Source organism: Anaplasma bovis (assembly GCF_036903315.1).
In the GTDB taxonomy this organism is placed as follows: domain Bacteria; phylum Pseudomonadota; class Alphaproteobacteria; order Rickettsiales; family Anaplasmataceae; genus Anaplasma; species Anaplasma bovis.
Window position 1 is genome coordinate 1 of the sequence record NZ_JAWLNY010000025.1, and the last position, 13962, is coordinate 13962.

Genomic DNA, 13962 nt, shown 5'->3' on the forward strand with positions numbered 1-13962 from the left:
TGATCCTTTTGATTATTTGCAGGGCTGGGTTGTGATGTCAGGCTACATGTTTCTGCACGTGCTGTGTGTTGAGTATCCATACCCCCCCTAGCTGCACACCTTCTTTTACCTTGCTGACTTCGCGAAGGCATGGTGTTGTGTGACTTAAGTTTGACTAGGCTGTAGCTCTTGATCCTTTTGATTATTTGCAGGGCTGGGTTGTGATGTCAGGCTACATGTTTCTGTAACATGCTGTGTGTTGAGTATCCATCCTCCTCCTAGGAGTCTTTCGTTATCATATATAACGCATGCCTGTCCGGGCGACACCACGCAGCCTTCCTCAAGCACCACATTGTAGCGATTTTCGTCGTTACATATACGTGAAATCAAGGCTGGTATGGGTTTAGACGAGGATCTCAGTCTAACACTTACCGGCAAACCCCCGTATGTTATTTCACTGTCAGATAACCAATTCAAGTCCCTTATGTATAGCTTAGTTTTCAGCAGCGACGACGCAGGACCGACGACAACTTTATCTCCTACGGGGTCAATGGATATCACATAGAGGGGATACGGGAAGGCTATCTTGATTCCCTTGCGCTGACCAACCGTGAAGTTAGCTATACCATCATGCTCACCCAAAACGGTGCCATCTACATGTACAATTTTACCCTTTTTCTGGGAGAATGATGAGTCCAGCATTTTTAAAGTTTCTCTGTAGTTCTTTTTTACAAAACATATGTCCTGACTATCAGGCTTGCTTGCTACCTCGAGGTTAAAGTGGCTGGCGAGGTTCCTAACTTCGCTTTTCGTAAATTCTCCAAGGGGAAAGCGTACAAATTTTAGTTGTTCTGCAGTTATAGAGAATAAAAAATAGCTTTGATCCTTCTGTGGGTCTTTGCCAGACCAAAGCTGCTGCTCGCCTTGAACCTCCAATCTCCTTACGTAGTGTCCGGTTGCCACAACATCGCCTCCAACAGCCCTTGCGGTTCGTAGCATATCCCTAAACTTCACCATTTGATTACACCTAACGCAGGGGATGGGTGTTTCTCCAAGCTTATAAGAGTCTAAGAAGTTATCTATAACCTCCTTTTTAAAAACTTCCTCATAATTCAATACGTAATGAGGAAATCCGAACGATAGTGCCACGTTTTTTGCATCTCTAATATCTGTATTGCCACAACATGACTTACCCTCTGATGTAGATGAAGCGTACAATTGCATCGTCACACCAACGACCTTATACCCCAGCTTGTGCAAAAGTACCGCGACCACTGAGCTGTCAACTCCTCCGGACATCGCGACCACCACCGTGGTGTCGCCTGGTGTCTTGCCTTCTACCAGTGGATCTAGGAAAAACTTTTCTAAGCATTGCATGAGTGTATAACTGCGGGTGAGAAAAAGAGTACACCACGCATTCTATTATGTAGACAAACAAGCTTCAAGATGAAAGTGCCCGTAGCTCGCTAATCTGCCGGATGTAATTTTATAACCAACATCTGCGTAACTTTCTTTAAAATGCATCAGTATCTTTACTGCTACATTGCTGAGATGATAAGTGGTCCAAGTTGCATAGTACAGGGTGTATATCGTAGTACTCCAGAATTCCTTTTTCTACCATCGAATTCAACTGCTGCACCATCTGTACGTTTCCCACGCTTCTTATATTGTCACACATTATTAGTTGCCTAACGTTGTCACTCATTTCTAGGAAGTCATACAAGTAAAAACTCGGTTCAGAGGCCTTAGTTAGCAGTACTTGAAAAAGCATTCCCAACATGCTCTCGCATAGAAACCTTTTCCCGACTTCTACATCAGAGAATAAAGATAGAATTCTTAGTATTGTGCATGCGTGTGATATAGAATCCACGGACGCCATAACAAGTGTGCCAAACATTACACACTCACGCGCCACTTTCATAATCTCAGGATCCACGTCCTTGAATACTACAATATCTGGTGCCTGAAAACGTATCAGATCTATATTAGCTTGTTCTATGCTATAGTAGCTTATTAAAGAGCCTTCATGCGAGGTTGCATCTGAAAACTCCACACCAAATACCAATACATGAAATTTATGCGATTCCCCAATGAGCTTGAGCAGGGCGGACAGTGTAGCATCTTTATTGTGGTGAAATGCGCCACCTAGAAAAAGCATTCCAGGTTTGGGAGAACTTATTACCTGCAACAACTTTTGTGGTAAGTTTTCCTCTGAGGGGAAATCCTGTTTCTTTATGTGGACTACGATCTTGATTCCACTCAACTCTTTTATTACGCGAATTCTAAGAGTATGAAGGGGATCAAACTCCATACAAACTTCTGCACTGCCGGTACTATCAAAGGCCTTGCGATCGCTTGCTGAAGATAACACGGCCGATAGCAGCGCTTCAATATCACTTGCGCTATTTTTGCGAGTCTGAAGGAACTCAAGACGTCCTAGCACTCGTATAGCAGTTGGTTTATCCGCCACGAAGTACACATGTGACGCGTTGTGCATTAACGAAGCACTTATAAGCTGTCTAAAATATTCCACTTTTCTATTATAAATATACACAACGTACCGTGGCATTGTAGTTTATTTGCCTTAAATAATGGTGAAGTCACATAATTGCTAATTAAGTCCGTGTATATGCGCTTCACAGGTGTGCAACAGGGACGCTTATGTATGCACATCTGATGCGGGAAAGGATGCAAGATTGTGTAGCAGTGCAGGAGCTCCATAGCACGCACGGGAGAGCTAGACTGACTCCGGGGTTCACATTTGTAACATTGCTGCCAGCAGGCTTAGTTACAGGCAAGACATCGTCTAGTGTGCGTCGCGCTGGTCCATAGAGAAATAAATGAGTTGAATAATTACTCCTGTGATATTTTTGCTAAGAGATATCAATCTCATAGGCATTGTTAAACGCTTTACAGTGCGCGCGAGCGCTGTACTGATCCATATAAATGACTAGAATAACTACGTCTGTAGCATCTCTTCCAGTTACAATATTGGGCATCACGAACGGGGGTACCGCACTTCCCCATAGAGCAATAAATGTGTTGAGTAATTAAATCTATAGTACTGCTCCAGGAGGCGCAATAACGAGGCATTGTCCCACGCTTAACAACTTTCGTTAGTGCCATACCACCCCTACAAATAGGTTCACATTTGTGGCGTTACTGCTAGGGGGCACTCTGTTACGGGCAAGACATTCACTGTCTAGCGCGTGCTAGACTGACCCATGTAGAAATAAATGGGTTGAATAATTACATCCGTAGTATCGCTTCTAGGAGGCATCGAATAATCTGCATGCACTAGTGATGCAGTGCTAAAAGCTGTTGTGACTTCATGACAACTTGCGTCGTGAGCGTCAGAAGCGCTTTTAGCTACATCGTGTGAAGTACTTCTGTCCATAGGATCAATTTGTTGCTTGTGCAACATGTCTGTTTTGATATCTCTGGACGAGTTTCTATCCGCTGGTACGCGATAAGAGAAGTAAAAGCAACTAATTATCGCGGCGACTACAGCACTTACAATGATGCATACGGCACTCCAAAGCTTGCGTAAGTGGATTCTAATTTTAGCTGCCACATCACCTTTGTCAGCTGCTACAAGTTCAACTATATTTTTCCAATTCTTGTCATAATCCCTAAAGTATGTGTGTGGGACGTATAATGAGTACCCGCCCTGTGGTGGGAATGTTACCTCTGTAGCAGTTGTATTTGGCATAAACTCTGTCAAAGGTTTTCCTACTCCATAAAGCTTGAAAACGCAGTCGCGAGCGCTATATACATGATCACAGTTTTTGTTTCCGTAAAAGTCCAAGCCTCCTTCATCGTCCTCAGATATCATATTTTTAGCAGCATCTCTTTCCAGCACAAAAGAAAAGCTCATTGCCAAGTTAGAACGAGAAGCATTATCGCTGTAACTCGCTATTACGCTATGTGTGCCGCTTATACTGTTGGCGTTGTCCCCATCCATGCTGTACGATACCCTATGGTGTAGTATCTCAATGTTTTTTACACTCTGCTGGATTCCGCCAGTAACCAAGCAAGCCATAGACTTAAGGGCATTGTGCACTGCAACTTTGGCTGACTTTTTTCCGTACGTACCCGAATTTAAGAAGATCTCAGAACACAGTGTCATCATTTGGAGTTCCTTGGATGCAAATTTGCTGGCCAATTCTTGAGCATCATCACGTGCCTGACGTTCTTTTTGAAATTTTCGTACTGCATTTGTAAGTGCATAAGCTAATGATGGCTTTGGAACATCATTTTCGGTACTCACATCGTAACATTGCTGTTTTGCGCACCCACCAGCAGACTGAGGTTGTCGATTGTATGTGTATTCAGCATACAGGTCGTCATCCTCCTCACTTTGCGCTTCGTTGTTCTCATTATGAGTTGACATCGGTTGTTGCCAGATAGTTTCGTATGGGCATGAATCGTTGCCTGTCTGGTCATAAGTGGCCTGGGTGTCTACTCCTACTTCATTGCTTTTTGCATCATCTAGGGCAATTTCGTATGTGCAGGGATCGAAGCCTATCTGGTCAGAATTTGCCTGAGTGTCCATCTCAATGTTTTTTGCGGCATCTAGATCAGTTTCGTATGCGAAAGAATCGTCGTATACCTGGTCAAAATCTGCCTGAGCGTCTACTGCGTTGCTTTTTGCGGCATCTAGATCAGTACCTATTGAGCATAGTGCACAAACTTCAGCCAAATCCCTAGACACATCGCAGTCTTTCCAACTAGCACTCAAGCCAGTGTTTTGTGATATGGTACCAAGAGTACCGGGAATTCTAAGTTTAAAACTGCCTATGGTGCATTGACCATCTCTCAGAATGGAATGTTCCGCTATAGTATATGACAGTAACACTGCTGCTGCCCTTTGATTCACATTTTTTAGTTCACCAGTCTGCCTATTAAATGCCACACGTATTGTAGAGAGCACGTCAACAGATGCAGTTACTCCTGGGTAATGCGGCATACGTGCAAAGTCTGGGCTGTCAAGAATTGCACTATTCGCAATTTCAATATCGAGATCTTCATGTACTGATAACTTCTGACTTAAGAAGGTGCGCAAATTTCTATATTCATTTGATCTAATGGAACTAACTAGCGAATGTACTACAGCACCTGTTGCGGAATTTTCTGCATATGTGACATCATCATATATCGCAGTGCTTGTTAGATCTATGTTGTGGGCCACTTTAGCCTTCTCCCGCTCCATGTAACTTGGTATAGACAAGTGACAGATGGCCCGTATTTCCTTCCTTGATTCTGCATGTGGGGGAATCGACGATAGTATGCCATTAACTCCGTGTTTGCGTATGAATTTGACGATAAGATGTGCAAGCTCAGATTCAATGTCTTTATAGTGGGGCGTATGGCGCGATTTTTCTATGCGTGATCTATACTCCAACTGCAAAATGGTACTATTCTCGCTACTGCATAAATCTTCTTCTTCCAATTTGCTAAGCACATGTGTATATCCCAGATGTGCAGTGGATTTCAGTATTTCCTGAGAAGAGAACGACAAGGAAAATCTCATTGCACTGAATATGCTTTGCCCAGATCCTAAGGTCTTAGTGAAGGATGTAGTTCCCTTGTTGGTCATACGATGTGCTGAATCAAGGACTTTTAAGTTCATATGGTCTGCCATGACGCCCATGCGTACATTATGAAATTTTAGAGTCAAACTTTTCGTATGACCGCGACATATATCAATAGTGCAGGAGATAGTGAAATGGGCAACTTTATTACTCCACCATGCACCGTATGCGAGAGCATAATTCTGGGCCAAATCTATAGTGCCTGTACCATCTTCATTCAAGTTAGGTGACACGTCTAAGGATATACCTGCTATGTGCACATCATACCATGTGTTGGCAGTGCTATCATCTATGCGGCCCACTTTTTCAATAGTTTTCGCTGTGAGATAGCGGATAAAATCTCTGCTTTCTCCAGAAGAAGTCATATTGGCAATTGCTTCCAGCACAGAAACGTGCAACTTTTCTGAAGTAGAATCCCTAAGCCGCTGTAGGATTCTAATTCTTTCCTTCACTAGTTCGCGTGTACTTTCCGTAGCACTGGCACTATCTATGTTATATAGCAGGGTGCTCGTTCGAGTACTTCCTGTATATACATCTCTGCTAGTATTGGTTTCAAGTAGAGAGTTCAGATAAGATATACCACCTTCTATAAGGCTATGATGGCGTATTACAGGATCGCCTATAACGTTTAGCATACCAGCTTTATCTACTACGACATCGTAGTAATAATCGCGCGCTGCCTTCTCTAGCAAAGCGGCAAAGTTTATTTCTGGGAGCACCGATCTTTGAGCTTGAATATTTTCTTCATCGCTTTTCCGAACCATATCCGCTATACGGTTGTCTAAAACATCTCTAGCGGTTTCAGAGATTTCACACATGGCGAGCTTAAATGCTTCGCAATCAACTTCTATCTCGATACTTGAAGTATTGTCAACGTGACGCATAAATTGATGCAGTGGCTCATAAGCTGGTAACTCGTTAACCTGTTTTCGCAGGTCGTTATCTTTTGTAACCCTTACGTAAAGAGCCAAACCGTGCAGGTGTGCACGGTATCTTCCATACCGATAGCAATAACGTCCAACGGTGTAGGAGGCGCACACATGTACATAGGAATTCCCAACCCCCTGTATCTCGTACAAGAAGTGCTCTTCTATGTTATTATAATTCTTCTTAGCAGATTCGGCATCGTTTGCACCGCGTGCTTGCCGCACGGTTCTAGAGAAGCAGATGCAGTGTTCTGCACTTTTTAGTAGCAGCAATCCCGAAGCATTTTCAAGCCTTTTATTGAGAGTATTTTCATTGCGTACCGACTTCGTGATGAGTAGTGACAAAGCATCACGGTTTATACCCTTTTCTCCCAGAAGCAATAGTCCCCTTCTATGAAGCAAATCAATAGTTTTCGTTGCTTCCTCCTGAACAACGCACAAAGAAAGGTCTTTTAGTGCATTATCGTGTGCATGCACTACTGTACAGTAGTCAATATCACCAGTCGTACTCTCCACAATTGGAGCTATCAATTTATCCTCATATTCTGAAGCAAAGTGCTCTCCAATGATTTTCTTACTACCCACCTCGAACTTATGGGAGAGGTGGAATTTATTAAACCATAGGTCGGGCAGGTCACACACATGGAAACGTACCCAGGACCTTATATCTCTTTCCAGGCGTTCGCATTTATGTGTTTCAATCATAACATCTGCTATGAACTCATTTTGCTGATCTTTCGTAGCTACTGCGGTTTTAGAGTCAGCTTGTTTGTTCATTGTGCCGACACTATACTTAAGACAAACAGCATATAGTAAATTGGGCATGGAGAAGATGAAGCGACTTTCTACTATCTCAATGCTTTGATCTGCTGGATCAGTTGTACACTTGGTGAAAGAGCTCCGTACCGCAATTTCGTCACTAGCTACCGATGCAAGCATCGCAAACAGACGTATAGCAAAGTAAGTTGGAGATACATCCAGTTTTCTGAAGACTCTCTCCCTCAAAAAGTCGAGATTCGCTTCAAGAACACATTCTGCGAAATTTTCGCCGCTATCTTTAGGAAAAACGGGGCCACTAGCGCTTACATAAAACTTCTTGCAAACGTTGCTTACATTAGGTTTACACGTAGGTATATTTGCGGTCTCTGTTTTTTCATCCTTTAATCCTATGAGACGCACAGTTACTTTGGGATTGCAGATACATATGCACTGTTTTTGTCTTTTTGAGTACCTTACATCGTATGCTACGAGAACTTGTACCCTATCTATTATGGTTTTTTTGTAAGAATATTTTTTGTCAACACTCTCGATATGGAACAAGGAAGACTCTTTTATGGTAACTGTGTCTGTTCTATCTTTCCCATCTTTTGTTGTGCCCCAAACTTTTGTATCAGTCTCTCTGTTGGCGCACAATTTGAAACTGAAGTGCTCGTTCGACAGTTCGTTAAAGGGTACGGGAACTATATTAGCTTTCTCGGGCAACTGTTCGAAACATGCCTTCAGTAGGTGCAATATAGGAGAATCATTGCTTTGTGCTGGTTCAGAAGAATATGCTGCAAAAAGAGCTATTACCTCTTTTCTAAGTGTTACATCTTGTGTGTTGCTGAATAAATTACCACTTACGACATTAACAAGCTGCGTAGTACTTAGGGTATGAGAATTTGCATCAACCCGTTTCTTGCAGTTACATAAGAGACGAAACAGATTTTCAATTGTTGAGTAGACGCTATCGCCCCTATGTAAGAACAAGTCGCATATGTTTAGTGCACCAAGGTTTTCGGTAGTAGCGTTAAATTTTCTTTTCAGCACCACAGACATATCTAGATCCCCCGTACACAGTTCGTTTAGAACACGTATCGTGTTAAGCGAACTACAGTATGTGCACAACTATCGCGGGGAGAGTCAGGACAAAATGCTACGCTGTTGTTCATTATTATTTTAGGTCTTGTAAAAGTTGGCTTATATGCAACCGAGACGTCAGCGTGGTCCTACTCTACGTTTTTCAACACCTGTACATGTTCTGGTGGGAGTTCTTTGATAAATCTTGATATTTTCATAGGCTGCCTCCAGTTGTTTATCTCTCGCACAGCTACACATGATATAAAGAGTCTTTCTCTGGCGCGTGTTATACCGACGTATGCTAGACGTCTTTCTTCCTCTAGTGCTTTTCCGGAGTCATCGTTCAAAGACTTTTCATGCGGAAATACGCCTTCTTCCCATCCAGGAAGAAATACGAGGGAAAATTCCAGACCTTTTGCTGCATGTAATGTCATTACGTGTACCTGATTGTCATCATCTTCTGATGATGGATCAGTTTCCGTGACCAGACTTACATGCTCCAAGAATTTTACTGCGTCATCGAAGCTGAATAATGCAGAAAAAAGCTCTTTGATGTTTTCTAGTTTTGATATTCCAGATTCGCCTTCATTTCTTAGCATCTCCAAGTATCCAGATTCATGAGCTATTGTTTTCATGACATCTACCAAGCTGGAAGTGTCTAAGACTTGTTTCCAGTCTTCAAACTTTCCCAGCAGTTCTTTGAGGGCGTTTGTGGTCCTATTAGGCAATAATTCATGCTCCACCATCGCCTTTCCTGCATCCATGAGCGACAAGCAGTTGTGTTTTGCGTATTCACGCATTTTATTTAGCGTAGTAGAGCCCAATTGCCTTTTCGGCTTATTCAATATTCTCTCTAGAGCTATATCATTACCAGGATTGGTAACCACTTTTAGATATGAGATAAGGTCGCGAATTTCCTGTCTCTCATAAAATTTCGTGCCGCCTACTATCTTATACGGCACTCCGTATCTCACAAAATATTCCTCAAATACCCTAGTTTGAAATCCAGCTCTCACGAGAATGGCGATCTCGCTGAACCTGTATTCGTGAGAAGTTGCTATATATTCACTTATGTATTGTGCTTCCAATTTTGCATCGAAAAATTTCATCAATCCGACTTTTGGGCCTTCATGGTTTGTAGTCCATAACTTTTTCTTCAGCCTAGATTTGTTGTTGTTTATCAAGAATGATGCTGTGGCCAATATGTTGGATGTGGATCTGTAGTTGCACTCTAGCTTTATAACTCGTGATTCCGGAAAATCATCCGAAAATTTCAATATGTTTCCTACTTCCGCGCCCCGCCAACTGTATATTGACTGGTCATCATCTCCCACACAACAAATGTTCTTGTATTTGCGCACAAGCAAGCGCAACCAAAGATACTGAGAGGTATTTATGTCCTGATATTCATCAACCATTACGTATTTAAGTTGATCTTGATAATATGAGAGAACCTCCCTGTGTGCGCGAAATATCGTTATGTTATGAAGTAGTAGGTCACCAAAATCCGCACAGTTCATGGATCTCAACTTTTCCTGATACTCTTCATACACTAAAAGTGCTGGCTCGGTATTGTGTCTACGTAGTTCAGTATCAGTGATGTGATGAGGCAATAATCCTCTCTCTTTCCACTGCTGAATAGTATTGAGAATTTTCTTACATTCGTCGGCTGAGTAGTCCGTACGCGAATCCTTTACAAGCGCTTTAACGACTTGCAGCTGGTCATCGGGAGCTATTATCGTAAAATCACTTTTTAGTCCTACAAGTTCAGCATGAGCTCTTAGTATTTTGGCAGCCATTGCATGAAATGTGCCCAACCATATGCCAGTAGTGCATACGAGCTCATTTATCCTTTCCCGCATTTCATTTGCTGCTTTATTTGTGAACGTCACTGCCAGTATTTGACTAGGCAACGCTAAGCCACTCTTTACGATATACGCCATGCGCGAAGTTACAGTTCTAGTTTTCCCTGTACCCGCGCCTGCAAGGATCAGTAGGGGCCCCTCTGTATGCAGTACTGCATCCCTCTGTGCATCATTTAACTTTGCAATAAAGTCTTCCCTAAGAAAAGAACTCTTTTCGTCTTCAAGAGGCATAAGCTACTATAGATTTCATGGCACTAAAAAGCACAACAGTCAAAATTTCTTGCATCCGCAAATTTTACTATGATTTCTGATGGTATTACAGAGTGATGTAAGATCAACAGAAGCGCTATGCTAACCCAAAATGCATGATATTACCTAATAGTACTTTGCGCGGGTACGATACAAAATGATATTTGGCACATCAGTTAATGAATGTGTGGAAGAAGTAAGCTTGGCGCAATATTTACTTCCAGTTGTTTAGGCGGTGCTGCATTGCAACGGGTGGTTTACATTATTGTGCATAGCAGTGTACGCAAAAGTGCTAACATTTTTCAGTTTTGCTTACACTCGTAACTTTAGGCTGCCAATGAACAATGCAACCGTTGATTTATGCGGTGGAGGGCTTCTAATAGGCGATTTCCTAACGTGATAATTTAGAAATTTACCTATATAAACTGTCGCTCTCTATATGCCATGAAATGTAAACACCTCTGCCATAGGACATGATAGGTCGTTGAAAATTTGAAGAAATTGTGAAAAGTAGCAAACAATTGCCTTGACCTTTATATTTCGTGCAACTAAGATTAGGAGTCTCACAAGTGTGATATTCTAAGGTTTCAATGAGCGATGGTGTATTGCCGGTATCCATAGAGAAAGAATTAGAGGATTCTTATCTCTCCTACGCCATGAGCGTAATAGTAAGCCGTGCGATACCTGATGTGCGTGACGGATTAAAGCCTGTGCACAGGAGGATATTGTACTCCATGTACAGAGCGGGATATCACTACGATAAGCATTACAAAAAGGCTGCCCGGGTCGTGGGGGACGTGATGGGTAGATATCACCCGCACTCTGATGCGGCCATATACGATGCTTTGGTTAGGATGGCGCAGGACTTTTCGTTACTGTTACCGTTGATAGACAGTCAAGGAAATTTTGGCTCCATAGATGGGGATCCTCCTGCTTCCATGAGGTATACAGAAGCTAGGCTGGCTCAATCTGCGCATTTCTTATTGAATGATATAGATGAAGATACGGTAGATTTTCGTCCTAACTATGACGAGAATGAAGAAGAGCCTGTAATTTTGCCTGCTGAATTTCCCAATGTGTTAGTGAATGGTGCGGGTGGGGTAGCTGTTGGTATGTCCACCAATATACCTTCTCACAATTTGGGAGAGATAATAGACGCATGTGTGATGTACATAGATAATCCAGATGTTTCTATAGACGAGCTTATGACTGTCATTCCTGGGCCGGATTTCCCAACTGGCGGTGTTATAATGGGTGTGGATGGAATAAGGTCTGCGTTTACTACCGGAAGGGGCACCATTGTTATTCAGGGTAAGACGCACACTGAAGAGCTGTCTTCAGGCAGGGATGCGGTGGTCATAGATGAGATTCCTTACCAAGTTAACAAGGCAAAGCTTGTAGAGCGTATACACGAGCTTGTGAAAGACAAAAAGATGGAGGGGATAGCAGATTTAAGAGATGAGTCAAATAAGTCTGGTATCAGAGTTGTGCTTGAACTCAAGAAGCAGGTGTGCTCTCAGGTTGTACTTAATCAACTTCTCGGGCTAACTCCTCTCAGGACAACCTTTAGTATCAATACTTTAGTTCTGGACGATAACAGACCAAGAGTTATGTCTTTATTAGACATAGTATCTACGTTTGTAAATTTTAGGAGAGAGGTTCTCATACGCAGAACCAGGCATAGGCTACGTAAGGTTAGGGAGAGAGCACATGTGTACATAGGAATGTACGTTGCAGTGCTGAATATAGATGAAGTTGTGTCAATAATAAGGGCTTCCAAGGATGGCGCGGAGGCTGGTGATACTTTGCGTGGGTGTAAGTGGCGTCTCTCAGACGAGGTGCGTGCTATGGTTGAGTTGGTGTCTGACAGCACCAGTGTGATAGAAGGTGATGTGTACATGCTCAGTGCGCCCCAGGTGAAGGCTATTCTTGAAATGAGATTGCAAAGACTTACGGGGCTGGAAAGAGGGAAGTTGGAGGTCGAGCTCGAGTCCATGGTGAAGCTCATTACAGAGTACACAAAGGTTCTGAGTACTGAGTCTATTCAGACAGAAATGGTGAAAGAAGGGTTGTTGAATATAAAGAGCAAGCTTGCTGTACCCAGAAGGACTGCTATAGAGGAATTTCGTGGTGATATAGATGCAGAAAGCCTGATTCCTAGGGAGGAGATGGTTGTTACTGTAACCATGAATGGGTTTGTGAAGAGGGTAAAGCTATCGAACTATAGAGCTCAAAAGCGTGGGGGCAAGGGAAGAGTTGCGCAAGGCATGAGGGAAGAGGATGTAACTACCAAGCTGTTTGTTGTAGATACCCATACTAGCGTGCTTTTCTTTTCCAATGTTGGAAAGGTTTACAAGTTGAAGGTTTATAAGCTGCCTCTCGGTGAGCCCGCTTCTCGTGGTAGGTCGCTTGTAAATATTTTTCCACTAGCTGAGGGTGAAATAATAACTAGTGTTATGCCTCTGCCGGATCTTGTAGATGGCAAAGACGGTATTTCCGCCTTGGATGTGGTGTTTGCTACGTCTTCAGGTAATATAAGACGTAATGCTTTATCTGACTTCCAGTACGTTCCCTCCAATGGGAAAATAGCTATGGTGCTGAACGAAGGCGATTACCTTATATCTACCCAGGTATGCAAGTGCGAAGACCATGTGCTGCTGTCCACCAGGCTGGGAAAGAGTATAAGATTTTCCGTGGGGGGTGTGCGTCAATTTAAGGGTAGGATGTCAGATGGTGTCAGGGCTGTTAGGCTTGCAGAGGGAGATAGGGTTATTTCCATGTCCGTGTTGTGCGGCACAGAAGCTTCTTCTGAAATCAAAGAGGCATATCTCAAGGTGCCAGTGAATCTCAGGTTGACTGCTGCTGAAAATCCCGAAAGCGTGGCAAAGAAGGTGTCTGATGCTTTGTCTGGATTGGATATCTCGGAAGAAAGCTTTAGGGACATGGCATCGAAGGAGCAGTTTATATTGACTGTCACTGAGAATGGCTTTGGTAAGCGCACTTCTGCCTATGAATATCGTGTAACATCTCGTGGTGGTGTAGGGGTGTTGAACATACTTACTACGGCTCGCAACGGCAATGTTGTGGCCAGCTTTCCGGTTTCACTTAACGATCAGGTTATGCTGATTACAGATAAGGGCAAGCTCATCAGGATTGCTGTGTCGGATATCAGGATAGTGGGGCGTAGCACTCAGGGTGTCACGTTGTTTAAAACAGAGAAAGATGAAAGAGTTGTTTCTGTAGCTACGGTGGTCGATGGAGGAGACTGTGGCAAAGGTGAAGATGAACAGCAACGTGACGACGTATTGTCATCTGGAGAATAATGCAAGATATAGACGAAGTTTTTAGTAGGTTCTGCGGGGAAAATCCTCATCCCAAGATAGAGTTGGAGTACAAAAATGACTATACTCTCCTGGTTGCTATAGTGCTTTCAGCCAGGACTACGGACGTTAGCGTTAATAAGGTTACCGCGAAGCTATTTGATGTTGCTGATTCTGCAAAGAAGATGGT

Annotated in this window: 5 protein-coding genes and 1 pseudogene; 2 read left to right on the forward strand and 4 right to left on the reverse strand. The window is 43.0% G+C overall.

Annotated features, from left to right (window positions below; genetic code table 11):
* Positions 1 to 237: 237 nt before the first annotated feature.
* From mnmA to R4I06_RS02915, 4 genes and pseudogenes are all read right to left on the reverse strand, one after another.
* A pseudogene (gene mnmA, locus R4I06_RS02900) lies at positions 238 to 1356 on the reverse strand (tRNA 2-thiouridine(34) synthase MnmA); the annotation flags it as partial.
* A 136-nt stretch (positions 1357 to 1492) separates the two neighbouring features.
* The gene (locus R4I06_RS02905; protein WP_334414044.1) at positions 1493 to 2512 is read right to left on the reverse strand and encodes a twitching motility protein (pilT); all 1020 of its coding nucleotides are present in this window, start codon (positions 2510 to 2512) and stop codon (positions 1493 to 1495) included.
* A gap of 669 nt (positions 2513 to 3181) precedes the next feature.
* Entirely contained in the window at positions 3182 to 8317 is a 5136-nt protein-coding gene (locus R4I06_RS02910; RefSeq protein WP_334414045.1) for a hypothetical protein, read from the reverse strand.
* 170 nt (positions 8318 to 8487) lie between these two features.
* Positions 8488 to 10434 carry an ATP-dependent helicase gene (locus tag R4I06_RS02915; RefSeq protein ID WP_334414046.1) on the reverse strand — a complete coding sequence of 649 codons (1947 nt, stop codon included), beginning with the start codon at positions 10432 to 10434 and terminating at the stop codon, positions 8488 to 8490.
* Between the two features lie 608 nt (positions 10435 to 11042).
* Here R4I06_RS02915 and gyrA point away from each other — a divergent pair.
* Positions 11043 to 13775 carry a DNA topoisomerase (ATP-hydrolyzing) subunit A gene (gene gyrA / locus R4I06_RS02920; protein ID WP_334414047.1) on the forward strand — a complete coding sequence of 911 codons (2733 nt, stop codon included), beginning with the start codon at positions 11043 to 11045 and terminating at the stop codon, positions 13773 to 13775.
* On the forward strand, positions 13775 to 13962 hold a 188-nt coding region (locus R4I06_RS02925; RefSeq protein ID WP_410519376.1), incomplete at its 3' end, for an endonuclease III domain-containing protein. The genes gyrA and R4I06_RS02925, both read left to right, overlap by 1 nt.